Origin of the sequence: Brevundimonas sp. TWP2-3-4b2 (genome assembly GCF_049897345.1) — a bacterium.
Classification (GTDB): Bacteria; Pseudomonadota; Alphaproteobacteria; order Caulobacterales; family Caulobacteraceae; genus Brevundimonas.
In genome coordinates, this window is sequence record NZ_JAFCWB010000001.1 from 1 (window position 1) to 24,154 (window position 24,154).

At 67.0% G+C, this 24,154-nt stretch carries 20 protein-coding genes; 11 read left to right on the forward strand and 9 right to left on the reverse strand.

Going from position 1 to position 24,154, the window contains the following annotated elements; all coding sequences use genetic code 11:
• Positions 1 to 267: 267 nt before the first annotated feature.
• A complete protein-coding gene (locus ACP7AS_RS00005; RefSeq protein ID WP_426026771.1) occupies positions 268 to 930 on the reverse strand; it encodes a winged helix-turn-helix transcriptional regulator in 663 nt (220 codons plus the stop codon).
• 139 nt (positions 931 to 1,069) lie between these two features.
• On the opposite strand from ACP7AS_RS00005, the gene ACP7AS_RS00010 reads away from it, so the two are divergent.
• Genes ACP7AS_RS00010 through ACP7AS_RS00020 form a run of 3 tightly spaced genes read left to right on the forward strand, consistent with a single transcriptional unit; the run spans position 1,070 to position 2,447 of the window.
• Positions 1,070 to 1,501 (forward strand): VOC family protein, encoded by a 432-nt coding sequence (locus ACP7AS_RS00010; RefSeq protein WP_426026772.1) that lies wholly within the window; start codon positions 1,070 to 1,072, stop codon positions 1,499 to 1,501.
• A gap of 43 nt (positions 1,502 to 1,544) precedes the next feature.
• Positions 1,545 to 2,042, forward strand: a complete 498-nt coding sequence (locus ACP7AS_RS00015) for a VOC family protein (protein ID WP_426026773.1) — start codon at positions 1,545 to 1,547, stop codon at positions 2,040 to 2,042.
• Positions 2,043 to 2,099: 57 nt separating this feature from the next.
• Positions 2,100 to 2,447 (forward strand): DUF1428 domain-containing protein, encoded by a 348-nt coding sequence (locus ACP7AS_RS00020; protein ID WP_426026774.1) that lies wholly within the window; start codon positions 2,100 to 2,102, stop codon positions 2,445 to 2,447.
• A gap of 316 nt (positions 2,448 to 2,763) precedes the next feature.
• On the opposite strand, the gene ACP7AS_RS00025 is transcribed toward ACP7AS_RS00020, so the two are convergent.
• The 3 genes from ACP7AS_RS00025 to dnaG all read right to left on the reverse strand — a co-directional run bounded on the left by ACP7AS_RS00025 (position 2,764) and on the right by dnaG (position 7,875).
• The gene (locus ACP7AS_RS00025; RefSeq protein WP_426026775.1) at positions 2,764 to 3,561 is read right to left on the reverse strand and encodes a hypothetical protein; all 798 of its coding nucleotides are present in this window, start codon (positions 3,559 to 3,561) and stop codon (positions 2,764 to 2,766) included.
• 423 nt (positions 3,562 to 3,984) lie between these two features.
• Complete coding sequence (rpoD, locus tag ACP7AS_RS00030) at positions 3,985 to 5,940, reverse strand: RNA polymerase sigma factor RpoD (protein WP_426026776.1); 1,956 nt, start codon at positions 5,938 to 5,940, stop codon at positions 3,985 to 3,987.
• Between the two features lie 69 nt (positions 5,941 to 6,009).
• The gene (gene dnaG / locus ACP7AS_RS00035; RefSeq protein ID WP_426026777.1) at positions 6,010 to 7,875 is read right to left on the reverse strand and encodes a DNA primase; all 1,866 of its coding nucleotides are present in this window, start codon (positions 7,873 to 7,875) and stop codon (positions 6,010 to 6,012) included.
• A 129-nt stretch (positions 7,876 to 8,004) separates the two neighbouring features.
• Between dnaG and ACP7AS_RS00040 the strand changes: the two genes are divergently transcribed.
• The 4 genes from ACP7AS_RS00040 (at position 8,005) to ACP7AS_RS00055 (ending at position 10,616) form a co-directional block, all read left to right on the forward strand.
• Entirely contained in the window at positions 8,005 to 8,661 is a 657-nt protein-coding gene (locus ACP7AS_RS00040; RefSeq protein ID WP_426026778.1) for a hypothetical protein, read from the forward strand.
• Entirely contained in the window at positions 8,658 to 8,936 is a 279-nt protein-coding gene (locus ACP7AS_RS00045; RefSeq protein ID WP_426026779.1) for a transcriptional regulator, read from the forward strand. The genes ACP7AS_RS00040 and ACP7AS_RS00045 overlap by 4 nt, the downstream gene beginning before the upstream one ends.
• Before the next feature lie 85 nt (positions 8,937 to 9,021).
• Positions 9,022 to 10,164, forward strand: a complete 1,143-nt coding sequence (locus ACP7AS_RS00050) for a patatin-like phospholipase family protein (RefSeq protein ID WP_426026780.1) — start codon at positions 9,022 to 9,024, stop codon at positions 10,162 to 10,164.
• A 185-nt stretch (positions 10,165 to 10,349) separates the two neighbouring features.
• On the forward strand, positions 10,350 to 10,616 hold the full coding sequence (locus ACP7AS_RS00055) for a hypothetical protein (protein WP_426026781.1): 267 nt from the start codon (positions 10,350 to 10,352) through the stop codon (positions 10,614 to 10,616).
• Positions 10,617 to 10,646: 30 nt separating this feature from the next.
• Here ACP7AS_RS00055 and ACP7AS_RS00060 read toward each other — a convergent pair whose 3' ends face one another.
• Genes ACP7AS_RS00060 through ACP7AS_RS00080 form a run of 5 tightly spaced genes read right to left on the reverse strand, consistent with a single transcriptional unit; the run spans position 10,647 to position 15,764 of the window.
• Positions 10,647 to 11,399 (reverse strand): FkbM family methyltransferase, encoded by a 753-nt coding sequence (locus ACP7AS_RS00060; protein WP_426026782.1) that lies wholly within the window; start codon positions 11,397 to 11,399, stop codon positions 10,647 to 10,649.
• On the reverse strand, positions 11,396 to 12,562 hold the full coding sequence (gene carA, locus ACP7AS_RS00065; RefSeq protein ID WP_426026783.1) for a glutamine-hydrolyzing carbamoyl-phosphate synthase small subunit: 1,167 nt from the start codon (positions 12,560 to 12,562) through the stop codon (positions 11,396 to 11,398). Before carA ends, ACP7AS_RS00060 begins: the two co-directional genes overlap by 4 nt.
• Before the next feature lie 46 nt (positions 12,563 to 12,608).
• Positions 12,609 to 13,916, reverse strand: coding sequence for an amino acid permease (locus ACP7AS_RS00070; RefSeq protein WP_426026784.1), 1,308 nt, complete (start codon positions 13,914 to 13,916; stop codon positions 12,609 to 12,611).
• Entirely contained in the window at positions 13,913 to 14,911 is a 999-nt protein-coding gene (locus tag ACP7AS_RS00075) for an aromatic ring-hydroxylating oxygenase subunit alpha (RefSeq protein ID WP_426026785.1), read from the reverse strand. Before ACP7AS_RS00075 ends, ACP7AS_RS00070 begins: the two co-directional genes overlap by 4 nt.
• A 43-nt stretch (positions 14,912 to 14,954) precedes the next feature.
• The gene (locus ACP7AS_RS00080; protein ID WP_426026786.1) at positions 14,955 to 15,764 is read right to left on the reverse strand and encodes a hypothetical protein; all 810 of its coding nucleotides are present in this window, start codon (positions 15,762 to 15,764) and stop codon (positions 14,955 to 14,957) included.
• Positions 15,765 to 15,927: 163 nt separating this feature from the next.
• Between ACP7AS_RS00080 and ACP7AS_RS00085 the strand changes: the two genes are divergently transcribed.
• The 4 genes from ACP7AS_RS00085 to carB all read left to right on the forward strand — a co-directional run bounded on the left by ACP7AS_RS00085 (position 15,928) and on the right by carB (position 24,153).
• The gene (locus ACP7AS_RS00085; protein WP_426026787.1) at positions 15,928 to 16,635 is read left to right on the forward strand and encodes an HAD family hydrolase; all 708 of its coding nucleotides are present in this window, start codon (positions 15,928 to 15,930) and stop codon (positions 16,633 to 16,635) included.
• 196 nt (positions 16,636 to 16,831) lie between these two features.
• On the forward strand, positions 16,832 to 20,206 hold the full coding sequence (locus ACP7AS_RS00090) for a TonB-dependent receptor domain-containing protein (RefSeq protein ID WP_426026788.1): 3,375 nt from the start codon (positions 16,832 to 16,834) through the stop codon (positions 20,204 to 20,206).
• A gap of 184 nt (positions 20,207 to 20,390) precedes the next feature.
• Positions 20,391 to 20,705: a hypothetical protein gene (locus ACP7AS_RS00095; RefSeq protein WP_426026789.1), complete on the forward strand. Its 315-nt coding sequence runs from the start codon at positions 20,391 to 20,393 to the stop codon at positions 20,703 to 20,705.
• A 10-nt stretch (positions 20,706 to 20,715) separates the two neighbouring features.
• On the forward strand, positions 20,716 to 24,153 hold the full coding sequence (gene carB, locus ACP7AS_RS00100) for a carbamoyl-phosphate synthase large subunit (RefSeq protein WP_426026790.1): 3,438 nt from the start codon (positions 20,716 to 20,718) through the stop codon (positions 24,151 to 24,153).
• Position 24,154: the final 1 nt, after the last annotated feature.

Below are 24,154 nucleotides of genomic sequence, written 5' to 3' on the forward strand. Positions count from 1 at the left end.
GCGCCCCCCGCCAACCTCCCCCCCCCCCGCCCCCCGCCGGGGGCCCCCCCCCCCCGGGGGGGCGGGCGGGCCCCCCCCCCGCCGGGGGTGTCGCCCCGGCCGGCCCGCTTGTTGAGGACGTTTCCCGGCTTCCGTGATCGGCTGCGGTCCCGGCGCTTGCCCCGGGCTCGGGTCATCCGGGATTTCTGAGCGCCGCACCTGTGCCTTCCTCGCGACGGACCACAGTCCCGTCGAGACAGGCCCCTTGCTGAGTGAAGATCAGCCGCCTCACCCCGCCTTGGGCGGCAGTTCGAAGAAGTTCACGAAGCGTTCGAACACACCGGCATCGCCGCTGATGCTCACCGTCTCCAGGCCCGCCCCGCCATAGACGATCGCCGCGACCGCCTCCGGCGTGCCGTCGATCTGCACCTCGGCCTGTCCATCGTCCTCGCGCGCCGCCGTCAGGACCCCGTCCTTCACGCGCACCACGAACTGTTCCGACCCGAAGCGGAAGCCCAGCGTCATCGCCGCCGCACCCGCCTTGTGTGCGTCGAACATGGTCCGGAACGACAGCATCATCGACGTGGGACTCAGCGGCAGGGTGGGGTCATGCGCGGGCGACCGCGCCGCCCAGCGGCCCAGCGCGCTGATGATCGGCTCGGCCTCGCGCCCCCAGTCCGTCAGGTCATAGACCTGCACCGAGGCCGGCGGCGGCAATTTGCGACGCACGACGACGCCGGCAACCTCGAGTCCCTCCAGCCGTTGAGTCAGCACATTGGCGCTCAAACCCGGCAGACCGGCGCGAAGGTCGCCGAACCTTTTGGGCCCGAACATCAGCTCGCGCACGACCAGCAGCGCCCACCGCTCGCCAATCAGATCCAGCCCATGGGCCGTGCCGCACGCGTCGTCATAACGCCGTCCCGTCTTCTCGGTTATATTTTCTAACTTCATAGTTGACATATATAATCTCACGGACCACAAAGTGCAACATCGGGGCCGGACGACACCCCGTCTCCGAAGACCGCCCACCGCCCTCGAACAGCCCGCCTCCGCGAGGCAGATTCAGGGCCCGTACGGAAGGAAGTGACCGATGTCCCGCATGATCTTCATCAACCTGCCCGTCGCCGACCTGAAGGCCTCGACCGCCTTCTACGAGGCCGCAGGCGCGACCCGGAACCCGACGTTCAGCGACGAGACCGCCGCCTGTATGGTGTTCTCGGAGACCATCTTCGTGATGCTGCTGACGCATGAAAAGTTCGCCAGCTTCACCTCGCGCCCGATCGGTGACCGCTCGACCGTCCACGCCCTGCTCTGCCTGTCGTGCGACAGTCGTGCCGACGTCGAGGCCCAGCTGGCCGCCGCGGTCAGTGCCGGCGGCCGCCCCGACCCGACGCCGGTTCAGGACCACGGCTTCATGTACGGCCGCAGCTTTGAGGACCTGGACGGCCACATCTGGGAAATCATGTGGATGGACCCCGCCGTTGCGGGCGCTGACGGCGGCATGAACGCCGACGCCGCCTGACGCCCTTGGCCCATTGCCGGGCCGACACGCAAAGGAGACCCCGATGACCGACAAGATCACGCCCTGCCTCTGGTACGACACCGGCCAGGCCCGGGCCGCCGCCGAATTCTACGTCTCGCTGGGTCTGGCCGACAGCCGGATCGATGCGACCCACACCAGCCCCGCCGACAATCCGTCGGCCCCGGCCGGCGCGGAACTGATGGTCGAATTCACCCTCGCCGGCCGCGCCTTCCTCGGTCTCAACGGTGGTTCAGTCTTCCCCCAGACCGAAGCCGTCTCGTTCGTGATCCAGACCGGGGACCAGGCCGAGACCGACCGCCTGTGGAACGCCATCGTCGGCAACGGTGGCCAGGAGAGCATGTGCGGCTGGTGCAAGGATCGCTGGGGCGTCAGCTGGCAGATCACCCCGCGCCGCCTGATGGAATTCTACCGCGACCCGAACCCCGCCCGCACCCGGGCCGCCTTCGAGGCCATGATGACGATGAAGAAGATCGACATCGCCGCCCTCGAGGCCGCCGCCGACGCCGCCGGCCAACCCTGACCCCGCACGCGAGCGACCGTGTCGCCCGCGTCAGCCCCCACACAAAGGAGACGACTCATGCCCTTCCTCGACATCACCGTCATTCCCGTGCCCACCGCCAACAAGGCGGCGTATCTGGAGCATTCGCGCCAGACCACGCCCTTCTTCAAGGAACACGGCGCGACCGCCGTCACCGAGACCTGGGGCGAGGACGTTCCCGAGGGCAAGACCACCGATTTCAGAAAGGCCGTCCAGCTCCAGGACGGCGAAACCGTCGCCGTCGGCTGGATCACCTGGCCCGACAAGGCGACCCGCGACGCGGCCTGGGAAAAGCTGATGCAGGACGACCGCATGAAGGGCATCGACATGCCCTTCGACGGCAAACGCATGATCTTCGCCGGGTTCGAGGTCGTGCTGGAGGGGTAACGCCCGAACAAGCCCGGGACTGGCGCGGCCAGATCGACGCCGAGGCCGCGCGGCTGGACGCCCTGACCGCCTGGTTTCAACCCACATTCAGCCGTCGGTCCCCTCTCCCCCTCCCGCGTCATTCCGGGGCTGGGACCGGCGTAGCCGGGAACAAAACCCGGAATCCAGGCGTCTGGACGCCGCTGTCCGCCCCATATTCCAGTGTCGGGTCCGGTCCCCTGGATTCCGGGTTCCGCTCCGCGGCCCCGGAAAGACGGTGTTTGATGGACCATCAGCGGGTCCGTTGAATGTCGATTGAACCGGGTCTTTGGCGCCTCTACCGCCCCGCCTCCGCCTTCTCTGCCTCGACATCGTCCCAGGTCTGAGGGCCGGACACCTCATGGTCGGGCCGGGGGCGCAGGCCCGCGGCCGTGCGGGCCTGGACGCGCATATGTTGCCAGACCCGGCCGAACACCGCGTCCTCGGATCGGAAGGCCCCCGTGTCTTCATAATCGTGGCCGGCCCAGCCGCCGAATTCGGCGCGGGCGCGATCGTGGGCGGCGACCTCGGGGCCCAGGTGTTCGGCCCGCCATTTCAGGGCGAACAGGCCGAACTGCAGCGTCGTATGCGACTCGTCGGCCAGCAGCTGCGCCGCCAGCCGGGCGGCCTCGGCCTCGATATGGGTCTGCAACTGACGTCGCACGGCCCGGGCCTCGGCCTCGGCCTCTGCGTCCTCTTCGGGGGTCAGACGCCGGCCGAGACTGTCCTCGGCCGCGCACCGCAGCCGGGTCGCGGCCGGAACAAACCGGGCCAGCGCCTCGGCCGCCTTCAACAGGGCCGTGGCCTCGACGGCCCGCCCCGCCGCCAGCAGGGCCGCGGCCCGGGCCACCGCCCCCGCCCGCGCCTGATCGGGATCCGCCGGCGTCAGACCGGCCGCATCGCTCCCCGCGATCGCCCGCGCATGGGCGGCGTGGGTCCAGCCACAGCGGGAGGCGCGCTTGCGGATCGAATTGACTGAAATGCCCAGCCGCTTCTGGATCGATTCCGCGGTCTCTCCCCCCAGATAGGCGTCGCGCACGACGGCCCAGGTCTCGGCGGGAAAATTGCGGCGGGTGCGGATGCCTGTCTCGGTCATCCGCACAGCCTGCACCGGCCCTGCGTCAGGATCGGACGCATGTCCTCCTCTGTCCCGATCCGTCACCGCAAGACCGATACGATCCGGGACCCAGGCGGTACAAACGCGGCGGGGACAAAAGGGGGGGATCAGGGAGTAGGGATTAGGGATTAGGGATTAGGGGCTTGGGTTCAATCGAAACTCAGCAGAGCCGCTGATCGTCCACCAATCACCGTCTTTCCGGGGCCGCGGAGCGGAACCCGGAACCCAGGGGACTGGACTCCAGTCTGGAACGTGAGGCGGACGGCGGCGTCCAGACGCCTGGATTCCGGGTTCTTGTCCCGGCTACGCCGGTCCCAGCCCCGGAATGACGTGGGAGAGAGAACGCCTTGCCGTCCCGGATCGCCGCTTCGCGACGTCCGGGATGACAAGCGTCCCTGATCCCTAGCTGTCGAGGAAGCTCCGCAGCTTCCGCGACCGCGACGGGTGCTTCAGCTTGCGCAGCGCCTTGGCCTCGATCTGGCGAATGCGTTCGCGGGTCACGCTGAACTGCTGGCCGACTTCCTCCAGCGTGTGATCCGTATTCATGCCGATGCCGAAGCGCATGCGCAGGACGCGCTCCTCGCGCGGCGTCAGGGACGCCAGCACGCGGGTCGTGGTCTCGCGCAGGTTGGACTGGATGGCCGCGTCGATGGGCAGGATGGCGTTCTTGTCCTCGATGAAGTCGCCCAGGTGGCTGTCTTCCTCGTCGCCGATGGGCGTTTCGAGGCTGATCGGTTCCTTGGCGATCTTCAGGACCTTGCGGACCTTTTCCAGCGGCATGGCCAGCTTCTCGGCCAGTTCTTCCGGGGTCGGCTCGCGGCCGATCTCGTGCAGCATCTGGCGGCTGGTGCGGACGATCTTGTTGATCGTCTCGATCATATGCACCGGGATGCGGATGGTGCGGGCCTGGTCGGCGATCGAGCGGGTGATCGCCTGACGGATCCACCAGGTCGCATAGGTGCTGAATTTGTAGCCGCGGCGGTACTCGAACTTGTCGACCGCCTTCATCAGGCCGATGTTGCCTTCCTGAATGAGATCAAGGAATTGCAGGCCGCGATTGGTGTATTTCTTGGCGATGGAGATGACCAGGCGCAGGTTGGCCTCGACCATTTCCTTCTTGGCCTGACGGGCCTCACGCTCGCCCTTCTGCACCGTCTGGACGATACGGCGATAGTCGTCGATCGGCAGGCCGGCCTCGGTCGCCACGGCGGCGACGTCGCCGCGGATCTGGGCGATCTGGGCGGACTCATTGTCGCTGAACTTGTTCCAGCGCACGCCCATCTCCTTGACGCGGGCGGCCCAGGTCGGGTCCAGCTCGGCGCCGAAATAGGATTTGAGGAACTCGGGACGCGAGATGCCGTAGCTGTCGGCCAGACGCAGCAGCCGGCCCTCGAGGCCCATCAGCCGCTTGTTGATCGCATACAGCTGCTCGACCAGCGCCTCGATGCGGTGGTTGTTGAGCTTCATCGTCTTCAGCCGGCCCGAGATGGTCGACGTCAGGGCGTCATAGGCCTTCTGGTCCTTGGTGGTCAGGACCTCGCCCTTCAGGCGGCTTTCGACCAGCTTGTCCTGCAGCTTGCGGAACGCCCCGAAGTCGCCGGCCACCGCATCCAGAACTTCCATGACGCCGTCGCGCAGCTCGGCTTCCAGCGCCGAGATCGACATGCCGCCGCCGTCGTCGAAATCCTCGTCCTCCTCGTCATCCGTTTCGGGCTTGGGCTCGGCGCCCTCTTCCGGTTCGGCCGGTTCGACCACCGTGCCGGCGGGCGGCTGGTTGTGCGGCAGGGATGAGGGATTGAGCACGCCGTAGGTGGCGTCCAGGTCGATGACCTCGCGCAGCAGGATGCGGTTGTTGGCCAGTTCGTCGCGCCAGACCATGATGGCCTCGAACGTCAGGGCGCTTTCGCACAGGCCCGAGATCATGGCGTCGCGGCCGGCCTCGATCCGCTTGGCGATGGCGATCTCGCCCTCGCGGCTCAGCAGCTCGACCGAGCCCATCTCCCTGAGATACATCCGAACGGGGTCATCGGTGCGGTCGTACGCGGCCTTGGCGGGCGTTTCCGAGACGCTGGTCTCGGCGCGCTCGACGACCTCACCGCCCTCTTTTTCCGTGGTCTCGGCCGCGTCTTCCTCGGCCTCCACGACGTTGACGCCCATCTCGGACAGCATCGCCAGGGTGTCCTCGATGGCGTCGGGGGTCACTTCCTCGGACGGCAAGACCTTGTTCAGGTCCTCCATCGTGACATAGCCACGGGCCTTGGCCTGTTTGATGAATTTCTTAACCCCGGCGTCGGTGAGGTCGAGCAGCGGACCGTCGCTCTGGGCTTCGGTTTCCTGCGTCTCGGTTTGAGCGCTCATTCAGTCTATTCTCCGGGTGGAGCGGCTGATCAGGCCGTCCGCCGATACAACGTGTGGCGGGGTCGTTGGTTACGAGCCCGCGCTGTCTTCCCAAATCTCACCGGTTTTGATCGCACGACGCAAAGCATCCCGCTCGGCTTTCAGCCGGCGAAACGCCTCGTCCTGGCCCGGCGTACCAGCCGTCGAGCCCAGGGCATCCTCCAGCGCCGCCACGCGAGTGAGCGCGTCGAACGCCTGCGACCATCGGATCCGCGCCTCGCCGAGGGGCTTGTCTGTGGCCAGGAAGGGCGCGCCGGACTTTGCCGCCGCCTTCTCGACCTCGTGCATTAAAACGCCATGACCCGATTGCGCCAAATGGCGACGGAGCGCCGCCGAGTCAAGGTCTTGCCCCGAGAAGCGCAGCCGAACCATCTCCTGCGCCAGCCCGTCGAGGGCCGGATCGCCAAAGCCATGGGCGGCGATGGCTTCGAGGCAGTCGTCCATCCGCTCGGGGTCGTCGATGGCACCGTGCGCCAGGGCCGCGGCGACCGGCTCGATCGATCGCGACAGCGACTGCATGGCCTGCGCGCCCTCTGCCGTCTGACCCAGCTTGGGCGGCGGCCCCGGACGCCAGCGCCCGCCGGGGGCTGTTGACGGTTGGGCGGACGGCGCACGGCGGGCCGGAAACAGGGCGTCGAATCGGTCGAACAACTCACGGCGATACTGCTCCGCCAGATCCTTGTCCTGGATGGCGGAGGCGGCCTGCCGCAGTCGCCCCTTCAGGCCGGCGCGGCGCTCAGGCGAATCAAGCGGCTCGACCTCGGCCTCCTTGCCGAACAGGACCTCGGCGAAGGGGCGGGTCGCGGCCATGGCCTGACGCAGCGCCGGTGCGCCCTTGTCGCGCAGGATGTCGTCCGGGTCCTGACCTCCGTCCAGCAGGGCGAAACGGAACGAGCGGCCGGATTTCAGCTGCGGCAGAGCCCGATCGATGGCGCGATACGCGGCGCGGCGCCCGGCGGCGTCGCCGTCAAAGCACAGCACCGGTTCATGCGACACGCGCCACAGCCGCTCCATCTGCTCCTCGGTCAGGGCCGTGCCCATGGGCGCGACAGCGGGGATGCCCGCGCGGTGGCAGGCGATCACATCCATATAGCCTTCGACCACGACGATGGACTGGTCGGACCTTGATTCGGCACCGAGGATGCGTCGCGCCTCGGGCAGGCCATACAGGGTCGCGCCCTTGTGAAAGAGCGGGCTCTCGGGGCCGTTCAGATATTTGGCCCGATCGTCCGGGTTCATCGCCCGGCCACCGAAGCTGACGATGCGACCCCGCGCGTCGAGGATGGGGAACATCAACCGGTCGCGAAACCGGTCATAGGGCGCGCCCCCGCCCTCGGGCGCGATCAGCATGCCGGCCTCCACCAGATCGCCCGGTCGGGCACCGCGCTGGACCAGAGCATTCTTCAGCCCCTCGCGGTCGTTGGGCGCATAGCCCAGGCCAAACCGGTCCCACTGGTCCTCGGGCAGGCCGCGCTTTTCCAGATATTCGCGCACGGCCTTGCCCGGCGAACGACGCAGATTGGCGGCGAACCATTTCTGGGCCAGGTCCATCCAGTCGGTCAGGCCCTGCTTCTTCGCCTCGCGCTCGGCCGCCTGCGGGTCCTCGGCCGGCAGAGCCATGCCCGCCTCGCCGGCCAGCCGCTGAACCGCCTCGACAAAGGACAGACGCTCGGTCTCCTGCAGGAAGCTGATGACGTCGCCGTGCTTGCCGGACGAGAAGTCGTGGAAGAAGCCCTTGTCGTCATTGACGAAGAAGGACGGCGACTTCTCCTTGGTGAAGGGGGACAGGCCGACGTATTCGCGTCCCTGACGCTTGAGTTTCACCGTCCGCCCGATGATGTCGGACGGCCGAAGGCGGGCCTTCAGTTCTTCAAGGAAGCGGTCGTCGAAGCGCACCCCCCAGCCTTAACGCCGACGCCCCCGACAAGCGACTCCGGATCGGCTCTGACGCCCGCCCTCATCATCAGCGACTTGACTCGACAACTTTATAATTGAAAGTAGTCACGTTGAAAACGGAGGCCCGCCATGTCCGATACCGCCCGTTCCGCTACGCGTTCCGATGAAAGCGACCTCGCCTATCTGAAGCGGCTGGCGGTGGCCGGGCGCGGCGAGCCGGCACCGTTCCTGCTGCTGATGGCCGTGTTCGGCGGGGTCTATGGTTTCGCAGCTCTTGCCGTCATGGCGGCCTTGCTGATCGACGGCTGGCCGACGGAGGGCGCGGCCCCGGGGCCGGCGACCCGCTTCCTCGGGGGATGGATATTCGTGGCGGCGCATCTCGCCTTCCTCGCCGCCCTGCTCTGGACCGGCTGGCGGACGTTCGGCCCGAACCGGGTAAGCCTGAACCGCGCAGCGTCCGCGACCTGGACTGCGGCCTTCATCGGACTGGTCGTCGTCGTCGCCATGATCCGGTTATTCACGCGCAACGAGCCGTCGACCGACGCCGTCTATGCCGCGCACCTGCTCGGCCCCATGGTTCTCGTTCTGTGGGGCTGCGCCTGGTGGGTCACGGCGATCATCAGCGAGCGCCGCTGGCTGCTGGGAGTCGCTGTCGGCAGTTTCGCCGCGGCCCTCGCCCTGGCCTGGGTCGGCAATTCCGTCGCCATTCTGCCGATCATGGGCCTGAGTCTGGTGCTGCTGGCGTTCGCGCCGGCCGTCACTTTGATGCGCGAGCGCCGGGCGTGAGCCTGCCGACCGATGCACCTGACCCGCTTGTTTCCAGTCGGGTACGGGCCGGGGTGCTGGCTTGGCTGTCCGACAAGGGGGCGGGAGACTTCACCGAACTGGCCGCTGTGCTGGCACTGGCCAACAACGCGCTGTCCAGCCATCTCCAACGGCTCGAAAGGGCCGGCTATGTCGAACTGAGGCGAGGGTTTCTGGGCCGGAAGCCCCGAACGCGGGTGGTGCTGACGGCCGCCGGCCGCGCCGCCTGGCTTGCCCATCTGGATCGGCTGGGCTGACCGGCGAGCCATGGTGCCCGGCCGGGCGGCGGGACGGTGGATAGGCGGTGGCAAGGCTGTTATGAGATCGGCCTCAGGGTGGATCATGACACGACGTCGGACGTTATGGGCGAGCCTTGTCTGCGGCCTGGCGCTGGCCGGATGCCAGACGCTTTCGCGACCAGCCTTCACCTATGCCGACATCGCCGCCGCCAGTCCGGACATCCGCATGGATTTCATGACCGGGTCCGATCACGCCCGCTTCATCGCCGAGACAGCCGCGGCGGTCGATGCGACCCGGGACGGCCATTTCGACCTGTTGGCGCTATCCGGCGGGGGCGCGGTCGGGGCCTATGGCGCGGGTGTTCTGGTCGGTTGGGGCCAGCGGGGTGACCGGCCGACGTTCGAGATCGTCACAGGCGTGTCCACCGACGCGCTGATTGCGCCCTTCGCCTTCATCGGCGCTGACGGAGACGCTGAACTTGAGCAGGCCTTCACCGACGGGCGATCCGATCGGCTTCTTCAGGCCCGCTGGGTCATGTCGCTGGCCGGCCCGGGGCTGTTTCGCCAGCGACCGCTACGGGACCTGGTCGCCGCATCCGTCACCGACGATCTGCTCGACAGGGTCGCCGCCGGCCACCGGGCCGGACGAAGGCTCTATGTCGCAACGACCAGCCTGGAAACCCAAGGTCAGGTCGTCTGGGACATGGGCGCGCTGGCCGCGTCGCAGCGACCGGACAAACGGGAGGTCTTCGTCGACATTCTGACCGCCTCGGCCAGCATCCCCGGCGTCTTTCCACCCGTGTTCGTGGATCTGGAACGCGACGGCCACAAGGTGCGCGAGCTTCACGCCGACGGGCGGACCACGGCCAATTTCTTCATCGCGCCAGAGCGGCTGATGCTGGACCCGGAGTTGCTCGGCCACGTCTCGGGAGGCCGGGTCTGGGTCGCCTTCAACGGGCGACCGGATGCACGGTTCACTGTCGCGTCCTACAGCGGCATGGGGGTTGCCGAGCGCGGGCTCGACGCCATGATGAAGGCCTCCACCCGAATGAGCCTGGTCGCCGCCGACCAGTTCGCCGAGCTTCGCGGTCTGGCGCTGTCCGCGGCCCTTGCGCCTGTGGGCTCCAGCGAGAACAACCTGCGCTTCGATCGGGCCTTCATGCAGGGCCTGTTCGAGCAAGGGCGATCTGCCGCCTTGGGTGGGCAGGCGTGGAGCGATCCTAACCCCGGCCGGGCTGCGCCTTAACCTCTTGTTAACCAGAATGGCCAAACAACGGCGGTAAGCGCCTGAATATGCGCATAATTTTACGGGCATAACGGAACAATCCACAGACCTGTGGATTAACCATCTGTCCGTTCATGAACAGGAACGGATCTGGACGGGGCGCGGCGAAGATCGCAGCCCCGGCCGAGAATGAGAAAGACGATCCCATGTTCCTGACCATCGCGCGCCCGGCGGTGGAACCCCAAGGCCCCGACGCCGTCGCCGTCCCCGGTTCCCCTGTCGTTCCTGAAATGTCTCCGCGCGCCATGCACGCCCGCCTGCTGGAGAACGCGGCGTTGCGGCGCATGCGCGGCGCGGAACGACTCCGCTTGAACCGGCTGGACGACGCGAACTACTGGCTGCATGCCGCGCCGGTCGCGGTCCGGAAAGCCAGTGCCTTGCGCGAGGAGCGCAGCTTCGCCCCCCTGCCGTGATGCCGGATCGCGTATGGCACAGAGCCGACGCTAGCGGCCGCCGGGTTTGAACACGAAGTTGAAGATGTATCTGTCGGTTTCCACCGCGGCGCGGTGGTCGACGTCCGGATCGAACGCCTCGATACCCCTCAGGGCCCCATCCTTGAAGACCATGGCATCGTAACCGAGGGCCTGGATGTCCGCGATCGACTGCTCGATCCGGAGACTGGAATGGCGTTCCTCCAGCTCGACCAGCAGCGTCGGCCGGTCGCGCTCAATGACCCCCGCGGCACCCGCGATGACCGCCGCTTCATGGCCTTCCACGTCGATCTTCATAAACCCGCAGGGCTCGAGATCCAGCGAGTCCAGGCGCAGAGTCTCGACCTTGACCACGCCAAAGGTGCTGCCGGCGATCCAGCTGTTTTCCAGCGACGCATGCTGGTTGGAATAGCCGCGCGGCGAAAGCGGAACGTTCAGGTCCGCGGTTCCGGACCGATCTGAGAGAGCCACCTGGCGGGCGACCACATTGGCCGGCCGCGCGGCGTCCAGAATGGCGAACATCTTCGGATTGGGCTCGAACGCATAAACCCTGGGGCAGAGCGCGGCCATCTGGTGGGTCCAGACCCCGCGATTGGCCCCGACGTCCACGGCCGCCCGGGCCGGGTCGACCAGTCCTGGCAACAGCCTCAGTTCCGGCTCGCCCTTGCGGAGTTCCCGCTTGATGACTCGCCTGAGTTCCTGTCGCGGGCTGAACAGCGCCCGTTTGATCTTCTCCCGGAACGTGGTGGGCGGCGACCAGGTCACCCGGCCTGTTCCATCAGAGTCGCGAACCGCTGGAACAGGTACAGGCTGTCCGTCGGCCCCGGAGAAGCCTCGGGGTGATGCTGGACGCTGAACACCGGGCGGTCCTTCAGGGCGATGCCACAGTTGGTGCCGTCGAACAGGCTGACGTGGGTCTCGGAGACCGCATCGGGCAGGCTGTCGCGGTCGACCGTGAAGCCGTGGTTCATCGACACGATCTCGACCTTGCCCGTGGTCAGATCCTTGACCGGATGGTTGGCACCGTGGTGCCCCTGATCCATCTTGATGGTCTTCGCGCCCAGCGCCAGAGCCAGCATCTGATGGCCCAGGCAGATGCCGAACAGGGGCTTGCCGCTGTCGACCAGTTTTCTGATCTCGGGGACCGCATAGACGCCGGTCGCGGCAGGGTCACCCGGACCATTGGACAGGACGACGCCGTCCGGCTTGCGGGCCAGAATCTCCTCGGCCGACGTCGTCGCCGGCACCACCGTGATCTTGGCGCCGGTCGAGGCGAGCGCCCGCAGGATGTTCCGCTTCACGCCATAGTCGACGACGACCACGGTCTTGTTGGCAGCGTCGACGCGCGGATAGCCTTCCGGCCAGTCCCACAGTCCCTCGTCCCAGTCGAAGGCCTGGAGGGTCGAGGCGGGCCTGGCCAGGTCGAGGCCGACCAGGCCGGTCCAGGCCCTGGCCTGCGCGACCAGGGCCTCGAGGTCGAATCGTCCGTCCGGATCATGGGCGATCACCGCATGGGGCGCGCCGCCGTCGCGGATCAGGGCCGTCAGGGCGCGCGTATCGACGCCCGCCAGACCGACGACGCCGCGCCGCTTCATCCAGTCGTCGAACGAGCTGTCGGCGCGCCAGTTGGCGGGATCGGTCGGGACGTCGCGGAAGATCGCCCCCCGCGCCGAGGTGTCTGATCCGCCGCCGATCTGTTCCAGATCCTCAACATTGGTGCCGGTGTTGCCGACGTGAGGAAAGGTGAAGGCCAGGATCTGGCTCATGTAGGACGGGTCGGTCAGGATTTCCTGATAGCCCGTCATGGCGGTGTTGAAGACGACTTCGCCCAGCGCCGAGCCGGTCGCGCCGCAACCGAGGCCCTGCAGGATGGTTCCGTCCGCGAGCGCGAGCACGCCGGTGACGCCGGGAAGAAGCGAGGTGGTCATGGCAGGCTTCCTAGCACCGAATCCCGGCAAGCAAACGGCGGCGTTGCTAAAGAGGTGCCGCCGCCGGGTCAACGGGCGCAGCCGGCTTGCGCATCACGGCGAACCAGATTCCGGTGGTGACGACGAAGAAGACCGCCGTCGGCAGAATGTATCCGGGGGCCGCCGCGACCACCGCCGCCGAGGTGAACAAGAGGCCCAGCGCCGCCACCCCGCGCGCCCGTGTCCAGCGCGCCAGCCGGAACAGCGAGGCCGAACACAGGCCGTAGACGACGAGGCTCAGCACCGAGGTGACGCCGACCAGCATGCCGAACTGTCCGCCCAGTGTCGGCTGCCCGGAGATCACCGCCACCACGCTCATGATGGCCCCGCCCAGCAGGGGATTGGCGATCGGCGTGTGCTCGCCCGCACCGAAGCCGGAGGGCAGATAGCCGCGACGGGCCCCGGCGCGCGCCGTTTCGCCGCCCAGCATGACCCAGCCGCTCAGCGTGCCCACCGCCTTGATCACGGCACAGGCCGCGACCGCCGCCCCGATCGAGGCCCCGAACACCCGGGCGGTCAGGTCGGCATAGGGGCTGGAGGACTGGGCCAGAACGCCGGCGGGGATGACCCCGAAGACCGCCACACTGGCCGCGACATAGACCGCCGAGGCCAGAAGCACGCCGGCGATGGAGGCGCGTCCGACGTCGCGGGCGGGATTCTTGACGCGCACCGACAGCACTGCGGCGCTCTCGACGCCGAGAAAGGCCCAGAAGATCACGGCCAGCGAGGCCGGGACGCTTTGCAGAAGGCTGTTCCCCGACGGACTCCACGAGGCGGCGAAGGTGTCGGCGCTGAAGGCCATGATCCCGGCGGCCACCGCTATGACGATAGGCACCAGGCCGATGGCCAGCGCCAGGGCCGCGAACCGCGACGCCGCCCGGGCACCCAGAATATAGGCTCCGGTCGTCAGCCAGATCAGGCCCAGATTGCAGAAGGTGGCGGCCACCGGCCCCTTCAGGACGGGAAAGAAGAAGCCGAGATAGCCTGTGGTCGCCACGGCGATGGCGACATTGCCGACCAGGCAGGCGGTCCAGAACGCCAGCGTCGTCTGAAACCCGAAGAACCGGCCGAGTCCCCGCTCCGCAAACCCCGACAGGCCGTCGGCGTCGGGCTGCAGGCGGCCGAGGGCGGCGAAGACCAGCGCCAGGGTGACGGCCCCGCCGCCCGCGACGATCCAGCCGACGAGGCTCGAGGACCCGACCGGTGCCAGCGTCGCCGGCAGCAGATAGACGCCCGAGCCGATCATGTTGCCGGCGACGACGAGGGCGGCCAGGCCCCAGCCCAGCTTGTGCCGGTCCTCGATCATGGTGGTCATGGGTGAACCTCGGCGATGCGGGATTGAAACCAGGCGACGGCCGGTTCGTGCTCGGGACTCAACACGCCGCGATCATAGGCCCCCGCCGACAGATTGGCCTGCACCGCCTCGCAGATGGCGGCGTCCTCGGCGGTCAGACGGTCGGAAGCGGCCAGCGAATCCCCGAGCGCCGCCTCGCCGCCGTCGTTGAGGAACAGATAGTCCAGCCGCGTCCGCCCCGGTCCCACCGGCGTCATCCGCTCGATCATGGCCCCGTCGCGATAGACGTTGATCCCGAGGTTCGGCCACAGCCAGCCCCAGACTCCCGCCTGCGGCCCGTCGTTGACGCCGACCGCCTCCTGCACGACCAGATCGCCCTCGACCCGGACGCGATAGTCGGCTGGCCCCAGTTCGTCGGCCAGCAACGGATGGACGGAGGTGATGTGATATCCCTCCAGATAGTTCTCGGCATAGGTCTTCCAGTCGCAGGCCAGGTCGTGGCTGCGACGCAGGGCGGGGGCGGCGATGGTGAGACCCCGCCCGGCCAGCAGGGACTCCAGCGGTGCCACCAGATCCGACAGCGGCCGTGCGTCGGGATCAAGGGACGCGAAGACAAGCCCGCGCCAGGACTCGAGCCGCGCCGTCAGCAGACCGAAGTCGCGCGGATCGAACCCTTCCGCAACGCCGAATCCCGTCGCGGCGCGAAGCCGGCCGTCAAAGGCATAGCGCCAGCCGTGGTAGGCGCAGAGCAGTTCGCCCTCACAGTGACCGCGTGCGCCGGTGACCAGCGGCCCGGCGCGATGGCGGCAGACATTGTGAAAGGCCCGCAGTATTCCGTCCTTGCCACGCACTGCCAGCAGCCGGTGACCCGCGATGTCGCCGGCGATCCAGTCGCCGGGCGCGGGCGCTTCTGCCTCGTGACCCAGAAACAGCCAGGCCCGGCCGAACACCGCCGACCGCTCACGCGCCCAAGCGTCGGGACAACCGTAGAGTCGGGCGGGAAGTGTGGCCTGCATGACGCGGATCAAGGCCCCGCCGGGAACGCCCCGTCAACCGCCTCTAGACCGTGATGGCCGCCATGCCGGCAAACACAGCATGGGTGGCTCCGGCGGCCTGGGCGGCCAGACCCCGGTCAGGTCGCAGGTTCAGCAGCATGACCTGGCTGCAGGTCTGGCGTGCGGCGGCGATCAGCGCCTGGGCCGCCTGCCACTCCCGCGGCGCCTCGTGGGCGACGCCGGCGAAGTCTATCGCCAGACACCGCGCGCGGATGCCGGACAGCCTGCGGACCAGGCCCGCGTCAGGTGCAACGTGCAGGATCACGCCCAACGCTGCGGTCTCGAAGTGGGAGATCGACTCGTCGATCAACTCCGGCGGTGCCTGTTCCAGGCCACCCATGACTTCCACGAGCAGGTTCCCGGGCGCGGCACCGTGCTGAAGCTCGGTGCACAGCAGGGCGAACCGGCCGCGGCTGGATGCGACGGTGCGCCAGAACACCGGGATCACGCCGGTATCTTCAGAGCCCAGATGCAGCAGGTCGAGGCCGTGGTTCAGGGTCTGCAGGTCGATGCGCTGGAGGTCCGTCGGCTCAATCGTGCGCCGGCCGGTCGCCGCCAGAGCGGACTCACCACCCCGTTGCCGCACACTGCGACGGATACGCCGGCTGACCGGCATGGAACGATCGAGGTCGAACACGGGCTGGGCGGCCAGGGTGATGGTCAGCTCGCGACCGGCACGCGTCACCAGGCTGAAGGTCAGGCTTTCATAGGGTGCGGCGTAGGCCCGGCGCTCGCCCAGAGGTCGGTACAGGCCCTCGCCCGCCGGGTTGTCGTTCGGGTCGTGGCCCGCCGGGTCGTCCGGAACGCGTATCATGACCGCCCCTTTCGGCTGGTCCGCAGGTTCCCCCGATAGAAAGGATAAGGCCTGAGATACGAACGTAACCCTGACGAACGTGGTCAAGAACCGTTGACCAAGGGGGGCGCGGTTTTGGGCACTGTCCCCTCCCCGCGCCGGACCGGGAGTGTTAGGGAGTAGCATGCGCATCACCACGGTCGGCCTCGATGCCGATGACACACTCTGGCACAACGAAACCATATTCCGCCTGACGCACGAGCGGTTCGTGGCGCTTCTGGCCGACCATGCGGACCCCGCCACGCTGGAAGCGCGGCTCGCCGAAACCGAACAGCGGAATCTTCGCCTCTACGGCTACGGCATCAAGGGTTTTACCCTGTCGATGATCGAGACCGCGATGGAGCTGACCGGCGGTGAAGCCCCGGCGTCGGTCGTGCGCGAAATCCTGGCTGCGGGCCGCGAGATGCTGGGCCATCCCGTCGAGACCCTGCCCGGCGTGGACGAGGCCCTGGCCCTCCTGTCGGACTCATATCGGTTGATCCTCATCACCAAGGGCGACCTGCTGGATCAGGAACGCAAGCTCGCGGCATCAGGCCTCGGGGACCTTTTCGCCGCCGTTGAGATCGTTTCGGAAAAGAACCGCGGGACCTATGACCGCATCTTCGCCCGCCACGGCACAGGGGCCGATGAAGCGATCATGGCCGGCAATTCCATGAAGTCCGACGTCCTGCCCGCCCTCGAAGCCGGGGCGTTCGCGGTCCACATCCCCTACGCCATAACCTGGGCCCACGAGTTGGCCGACGCCCCCGCGGACCATCGTCGATACGGCAAGCTTGACAGTATTGACCAACTGCCAGGCTGGATCGCCTCGCGTAGTCGAACAGCAGCTTAAGTAACAACGTTTTACTTCTGTGACATTAAGTCGCCAAATGGGCGGTTGTTGACACGTTCGTATCAATAACGACGCTATACAAGCACATTTGTTACTGCAGTGCTTGACCGGGCATTGGTGCGGAGAGTTTGTAACTCTACCCATCCGGGAGGAGCTGGCTTGCCGCTTCTCTCCCCCCACCCAAGCGAGTTCACATATGACCGTTATCCGTAACCGCCTTCTGGCGACCACCGTGCTTGCGGGCGCGATGGCCGTGTCCGCCCCGACCTGGGCGCAAACCGCGCTCCAGACTCCGGTGCCCCAGGACAGCGCGACGCTGAGCGGCACCACTGTCGCAGGGCAACAGGATGACCCGTCGGTCCAGCTTGACGAAGTCGTCGTCACCGGCTCACGCATCCGCCGCGACCCGACCAATTCGCCGACCCCGCTGATCCAGGTCCAGCGCATGGATCTGCTGACCACCGGCCAGACCACGGTCATCGACTACCTCGCCACAATTCCCGCCCTGTCCAACTCGGTCGTCCCGTCCGACACAACCGGCAGCGGCCTGGGCGACGGCGGCCTGTCGCTGCCCAACCTGCGCAGCCTCGGCTCGAACCGGACCCTGACCCTCGTCGACGGACGCCGTCACGTGGGTTCCAGCGGCGGCCAGCTGTCGGTCGACATTGATACGATTCCGCGCCTGCTGATCGAGAACATCGAGATCGTCACTGGCGGCGCCGCCTCGATCTACGGCGCAGACGCCGTCTCGGGTGTGCTGAACTTTATCCTGAGGGATGATTTCGAAGGCTTGGAGATCGACGCCAACTACGGCATGATCAACCAGAACGGCGAGGCGAACCGCCGCATGTCCATTCTGGGCGGCGTCAACCTCTTCGACGACCGGTTGAACCTCTACGCGCACGGCGAATATGAGGAGGTCGACGAGGTCACCTCACTCGACATCGACTGGCTGGCCGACGCGCCGGTTCGCATCGGTATCGACGCCGACCCCACCACCGCCCGCTTCGACGGCTTCCAGGACGCGCAATTGTTCACCGGCGTGCGGCGCATCGACAATCCGCGCTGGGGTCAGACCACGCTTGCCAACGTCCAGCGGCCCAGCCCGCTGAACGACCCGGACGTCCCCTACGAGGATTGCTTCTCGGGCACCGGCGCGGCCTTCGGCTTCTCCTACAGCCCCAACTGCTTCGCAGTGACCCCCGGCAAGACCTACTGGTACGACGGCACCACCGCCCGTCTGGCCGACTTCGGACAGCGGGTGGGCGAGACCGGCATCAACCGTCCGTTCAATATTGGCGGCGACGGCGAGAACCCTGCAGAGTTCAGCACCGGCTCCCGCGTGCCCCGTTCGGAATCCGCCCGCTTCCAGGCCGGCGCGACCTTCGCCGTGACCGACAGCATCGACTTCTACGCCGAGGCCAAATACGTCACCGAAAACACGTTCGATCTGGCCCAGCCGACCTTTTACGACGTCGATCTGGTCAACTCGTACGGCGCTGGCTCAGCCAACCCGGTCTACAACGTCGCCAATTTTGACCTGCGTTACACCGACAATGCCTTCCTGCCGCAGATCGTAAAGGACGCGATCACAAACAATCTCGTCACGCCGTTCTCGGAGCCGACGGAGACCGAACCCGGGCAGCCACTTGCGCCTATCCTGCTGCGCAATGCGCGTCACAGCCTGTTCGGCCCGGACCGCACCCAGGACAACAGCCGCGAACTGACCCGCTTCGTGGCCGGGTTCCGCGGTTCGAATGACGGCATCGGATTCATCCGGAATATCGACTGGGACATCGGCTACACCTACGGTGAAGTCGCTGTCGAGAACCGCGAGCGCGGCACAGATAGCCAGCGCTTCGCCATGGCGGCTGACGCTGTTGTCGACACCGCCGGTATCGTTCGCGGTCGCCCCGGCGAAATCGTATGCCGCGTCCAGTTGTTGGCGGCCCAGGGTGCGCCGAACGGTGCCCTCGACCAGGGCCCGGCCGCCCCGGGGGATCTGCGTGATACGGAATATGGCCGTCGGTCCATCGCCGAATGCGCCCCGCTGAACATCTTCGGAAAGGGCAACCAGAGCGCCGAGGCTCTGGCCTTCGTCGACGCTGTCGTCGGCGTCACCGAGCGCAACGAGCAGGAGCAGGCCATCGCCTCCGTCTCCGGCAATCTGTGGGATTTCTGGGGCGCGGGCCCGATCGGCCTGGCCCTCGGTGCCGAATACCGTCGTGAAGCGACCGAGGCCACCGGCCGCGATCGCGACACCGCCGGGCGCACCCTGCTGTTCCTCAACAGCGGCCCTGACTTCCCGAAGGTGGAATACACCAGTGAGGAAGTGTTCGCCGAACTGTCAGTCCCGCTGTTCCGCGACAGCATGTTCGGCGAATACGCCGAACTCAGCGGCTCCTACCGATATGCCGACTACAGCACGGTCGGCAACGTCGATGTCTATGGCGTCAATCTGGTCTATCGCCCGATCAGGGACATCGCCTTCAAGACCAGCTTCAACACCTCGATCCGGGTGCCGGACCTGGCGGAGAATTTCTCTCCGTTCGGCCAGACATTCCTGAATGATGTCAACGACCCTTGTGCAACGCTGAGCATCGCTGCCCAGGACCAGCAGACCCAGGCCAACCGCATCGCTAACTGCACCGCCCTGGCCCAGCAGCAGGGCCTGACCTTCGACTTCGCCGGTGCCACTGCGACAAACGCCGACGACTTCACGCCGGACTACACATCAGGCGTTGCCGGCGTGTTCGGCGGCAACCCGTTCCTGGCACCGGAGGAGTCGGAGAGCTTCACCTTCTCGACGGTGCTGCGTCCCCGGTTCATCCCGAATTTCTCCCTCGTCCTCGACTACTATGAGATCAAGATCGACCAGGTGATTTCGGCGGTCTCGGCCGGCACGGCGGCGGCAAACTGCGTCAGCGGCCCGTCGCTCAACTCGGCGGCCTGCGCCACCATTTTCCGGAACAATCCGGACATTCCGTTCGGCATCGGCGCTCCGATCGGCGATCCCATCGGCGGATTCATCGAGGGATCGGTCAACTACGCGTCGCTGGAGACCCGCGGCCTCGATTTCACCGCCCGCTATTCGTGGGATTTTGAGGAGATGATGGGCCGCAACTGGGGCCGCCTGGACTATTCCATCGGCGGCCTGTGGCTGATCGACCAGAAGCAGTTCCTCAACGCAGACGATCCGTCGGACTTCGACGACCTGGCCAGCGGCCTGTTCTACCCCCGTGTCCGCTTCACCTCGTCTCTGACCTACGCGCCGAGCGAAGTCTGGAGCGTCAACTGGACGGCCGACTGGCAGACCGCACAGGACATCGTCCAGGCCCGCGACTTCGTCACAAATGCCGATCAGCGCCTCTATCATGAGCGGAACACGGGCAACTTCACCCGTCATGACTTCACGGTCCGCTGGAACGCCCGTGAGGATCTGTCGATCCGCGCCGGCGTGGTCAACGCCTTCGACGCGGAGCAGGCTCAATATCTGGGCACGACCCTTTACTCGAACTTCGACCCCTACGGTCGTCGCTTCTTCATCGGCCTGAACTACCGCCCGTTCTAGGACAGGCCGGCACATGACAGAGGGGGCGGTTCGCGAGGACCGCCCCCTTTTTCATGCGCGCAAGCCCGCCCGGTCTTGCCACTGCCGCCCCCCGTCTTTAGACGGGCCGCTTGACCGACAACCCGATCGACCCGCGCCGGCGACCCGCCGCCGCCTGAGGCCGCGCGCGCAAGGAGCCCGCCCCGTGTCAGACTCCGCCATTCCCCACGAGGAGCGGGACGCCATGGTGCGCGCATCGCTGGCGGCGCATGGCGACAGCGGGATCACGCCGCGGCACACGCTGTTTTACTTCTATGGCGAAGGCGACCACGACGATCTGAACGAGGTCGCGCGCCGCGCGGGCTTCATCACGCGCGGATCGGACGACTCGACCATTCTCGAGACAACGATGGCCGTGGACGAGGCGTCCTTCGCCCCGGTCTCGTCCATGATGCAATCCTGGGCCGCGGCCTTCCAGCTGGACTATGACGGCTGGGAGTGCGCGGTCGTGACGAACTGAGGAGGCTGAGATGCCCAAACGCACGGACATCCAGTCGATCCTGATCATTGGGGCGGGACCCATTGTGATCGGACAGGCGTGCGAGTTCGACTATTCCGGGGTTCAGGCGTGCAAGGCGCTGAAGGCCGAGGGGTACCGGGTCATTCTGGTCAACTCCAACCCGGCCACCATCATGACCGACCCGGAGGTGGCTGACGCCACCTATATCGAGCCGATCACCCCGGACTTCGTCGAGCGGATCATCGCCAAGGAACGGCCCGACGCCCTGCTGCCGACCATGGGCGGTCAGACGGCGCTGAACACCGCCCTGGCGCTGGATGCCTCGGGCGCGCTGGCGAAATACGGCGTCGAGATGATCGGGGCCAAGGCCGATGTCATCGACAAGGCCGAGGACCGCCAGAAATTCCGCAACGCCATGGACAAGCTGGGTCTGGAATCGCCCCGCTCCAAGGCGATCCACAACATCAGCGAGGCCGACGACGCCCTCGCCTTCGTCGGCCTGCCCGCCATTGTCCGCCCGTCCTTCACCCTGGCCGGCACCGGCGGCGGCATCGCCTACAATGTCGAGGAATATTACGAGATCGTCGAGCGCGGCCTCGACCTTTCGCCGACCACCGAAGTGCTGGTCGAGGAAAGCGTCCTGGGCTGGAAGGAGTATGAGATGGAGGTCGTCCGCGACAAGGCGGACAACTGCATCATCATCTGCTCCATCGAGAACATCGACCCGATGGGGGTGCACACCGGCGACTCCATCACCGTCGCCCCGGCCCTGACGCTGACGGATAAAGAGTACCAGCGGATGCGCACGGGCTCGATCAACGTCCTGCGCGAGATCGGCGTCGAGACCGGCGGATCGAACGTCCAGTGGGCCATCAATCCCGCCGACGGCCGGATGGTCGTGATCGAGATGAACCCGCGCGTATCACGCTCGTCCGCCCTCGCCTCCAAGGCTACCGGCTTCCCCATCGCCAAGGTCGCGGCGCGTCTGGCCGTCGGCTACACGCTGGACGAACTGACCAATGACATCACCATGGTCACGCCGGCCTCGTTCGAGCCGAGCATCGACTATGTCGTCACCAAGATCCCGCGCTTCGCTTTCGAGAAATACCCCGGCGCCGAGGCCACCCTGTCGACCTCGATGAAGTCGGTGGGCGAGGTCATGGCCATCGGCCGCACCTTCCAGGAATCGATGCAGAAGGCCCTGCGCGGCCTCGAGACCGGCCTGACCGGCTTCAACGAGATCGAGATCGATGGCGTCGTCGACGTCGAGGACGAAGCCTCGGCCCGGGCCGCCGTGATCCGCGCGCTGGGCCAGCCGACGCCCGACCGCATCCTGGTCATCGCCCAGGCCTTCCGCCACGGCCTGTCGGTCGAGGAGGTCAACGCCGCCTGCTCCTACGAGCCCTGGTTCCTGAGGCAGATCGCCGACATCGTTCGGGAAGAGGGGCATATCCGGGTGCGAGGCCTTCCGGGTATGCCCTCCCCCTCCTCCGTGCACCCCGGCGAAAGCCGGGGTCCAGATGGAGGACTCCCGGGTCAGGACAGTGTTCGCGATCTGGATCCCGGCCTTCGCCGGGATGCACGGAGTCATGAGGATGCGAGGGAAGCGGACGCAACGGCCTTCCGCCGCCTGAAGTCCAAAGGCTTCTCCGACGCCCGCCTCGCCCAGCTGACCGGCACGACGGAAAAGGCCGTCCGCGCCGCCCGCCGCGGCCTGAACGTCCGCCCGGTGTTCAAGCGGATCGACACCTGCGCCGCCGAGTTCGCCTCGGCCACGGCCTATATGTATTCGACCTATGAGACCGGTGCCCTGGGCCAGGTTCCGCAGTGCGAGTCCAACCCCACGGACAGGAAGAAGGCGATCATCCTCGGCGGCGGTCCCAACCGCATCGGCCAGGGCATCGAGTTCGACTACTGCTGCTGTCACGCGGCCTTCGCCTTCGCCGACATCGGCGTCGAGTCGATCATGGTCAACTGCAACCCCGAGACCGTCTCGACCGACTACGACACCTCCGACCGCCTGTATTTCGAGCCGCTGACGGCCGAGGACGTGCTGGAGCTGATCGATGTCGAGCGTTCCAACGGCAACCTGATCGGCGTCGTCGTCCAATTCGGCGGCCAGACGCCGCTGAAGCTGGCCCATGCCCTGCACGAGGACGGCATTCCGATCCTCGGCACCTCTCTGGACTCCATCGACCTGGCCGAGGACCGCGAGCGGTTCCAGGTCATGCTGCACGACATCGGCCTGATGCAGCCGCCCAACGGCCTGGCCCGCAGCGCCGAGGAGGCCGCGCAGAAGGCTGACGAGGTCGGCTATCCCGTCGTCCTGCGCCCCTCCTACGTGCTGGGCGGCCGCGGCATGGTCATCGTCCACGACCGCGAGCAGCTGGACCGTTATGTCGGCGAGGCCATGCGGGTTTCGGGCGACGACCCGGTCCTGATCGACCACTATCTGAACCGCGCCACCGAGGTGGACGTCGACGCCCTGTGCGATGACGAGACGGTCTTCGTCGCCGGCGTGCTGGAGCATATCGAGGAAGCTGGCGTCCACTCGGGCGACAGCGCCTGTTCGATGCCGCCCTTCTCGTTGTCAGCGGAAATCGTCGCCGAGCTGAAGCGCCAGACCGAGGCCATGGCCCGGGCGCTGAAGGTGCGCGGCCTGATGAACGTCCAGTTCGCCATCGAGGAGCCGCACAGCGACAAGCCGCGCATCTTCGTGCTGGAAGTGAACCCGCGCGCCAGCCGCACCGCGCCCTTCGTGGCCAAGACCATCGGCCAGCCTATCGCCGCCATCGCCGCCAAGGTCATGGCCGGCGTGCCGCTGAAATCCTTCGGCCTGACCGACGTCCCGTATGACCATATCGCGGTCAAGGAAGCGGTCTTCCCCTTCGCCCGGTTCGCCGGGGTCGACACCGTGCTGGGCCCCGAGATGCGCTCGACCGGCGAGGTCATGGGTCTGGACTGGAAACGCGACGGCGAGGCCGACATGGCCCCCGCCTTTGCCCGCGCCTTTGCCAAGTCCCAGATCGGCGGCGGCACCACCCTGCCGGTCGCGGGCTGCGCCTTTGTCAGCGTCAAGGACGCCGACAAACCCTTCATCGTCGAGGCGGTGAAGACCCTGCTGGCCGAGGGCTTCTCGATCATGGCGACGGGCGGCACCCACGCCTACCTCGCCGAACAGGGCCTGCCGGTGACCTTCGTCAAGAAGGTGCTGGAGGGCCGTCCCAACATCGTCGATGCGATGAAGAACGGCGGGGTCCAGCTGGTCTTCAACACCACCGACGGCAAACAGGCCCTGCAGGACAGCTTCAGCCTGCGTCGCACCGCCCTGATGATGAAGATGCCCTATTACACCACGACGGCGGGTGCCCTCGCGGCGGCCCAGGCCATCGGCGCCATCAAGGCGGGTGAGCTGGATGTGCGGCCGATCCAGGACTATGCGCACTGAC

Excerpts from the sequence above, each read along its gene's own strand:
- ACP7AS_RS00010 (WP_426026772.1), top strand. The coding sequence starts at position 1,070 with ATGTCCCGCATGATCTTCATCAACCTGCCCGTCGCCGACCTGAAGGCC.
- ACP7AS_RS00090 (WP_426026788.1), top strand. The coding sequence starts at position 16,832 with ATGACCGTTATCCGTAACCGCCTTCTGGCGACCACCGTGCTTGCGGGC.
- ACP7AS_RS00075 (WP_426026785.1), bottom strand. The coding sequence starts at position 14,911 with ATGCAGGCCACACTTCCCGCCCGACTCTACGGTTGTCCCGACGCTTGG.
- carA (WP_426026783.1), bottom strand. The coding sequence starts at position 12,562 with ATGACCACCTCGCTTCTTCCCGGCGTCACCGGCGTGCTCGCGCTCGCG.
- ACP7AS_RS00080 (WP_426026786.1), bottom strand. The coding sequence starts at position 15,764 with ATGATACGCGTTCCGGACGACCCGGCGGGCCACGACCCGAACGACAAC.
- ACP7AS_RS00070 (WP_426026784.1), bottom strand. The coding sequence starts at position 13,916 with ATGACCACCATGATCGAGGACCGGCACAAGCTGGGCTGGGGCCTGGCC.
- ACP7AS_RS00055 (WP_426026781.1), top strand. The coding sequence starts at position 10,350 with ATGTTCCTGACCATCGCGCGCCCGGCGGTGGAACCCCAAGGCCCCGAC.
- rpoD (WP_426026776.1), bottom strand. The coding sequence starts at position 5,940 with ATGAGCGCTCAAACCGAGACGCAGGAAACCGAAGCCCAGAGCGACGGT.
- ACP7AS_RS00040 (WP_426026778.1), top strand. The coding sequence starts at position 8,005 with ATGTCCGATACCGCCCGTTCCGCTACGCGTTCCGATGAAAGCGACCTC.
- ACP7AS_RS00025 (WP_426026775.1), bottom strand. The coding sequence starts at position 3,561 with ATGACCGAGACAGGCATCCGCACCCGCCGCAATTTTCCCGCCGAGACC.
- carB (WP_426026790.1), top strand. The coding sequence starts at position 20,716 with ATGCCCAAACGCACGGACATCCAGTCGATCCTGATCATTGGGGCGGGA.
- ACP7AS_RS00085 (WP_426026787.1), top strand. The coding sequence starts at position 15,928 with ATGCGCATCACCACGGTCGGCCTCGATGCCGATGACACACTCTGGCAC.
- ACP7AS_RS00005 (WP_426026771.1), bottom strand. The coding sequence starts at position 930 with ATGAAGTTAGAAAATATAACCGAGAAGACGGGACGGCGTTATGACGAC.
- ACP7AS_RS00050 (WP_426026780.1), top strand. The coding sequence starts at position 9,022 with ATGACACGACGTCGGACGTTATGGGCGAGCCTTGTCTGCGGCCTGGCG.
- ACP7AS_RS00020 (WP_426026774.1), top strand. The coding sequence starts at position 2,100 with ATGCCCTTCCTCGACATCACCGTCATTCCCGTGCCCACCGCCAACAAG.
- ACP7AS_RS00015 (WP_426026773.1), top strand. The coding sequence starts at position 1,545 with ATGACCGACAAGATCACGCCCTGCCTCTGGTACGACACCGGCCAGGCC.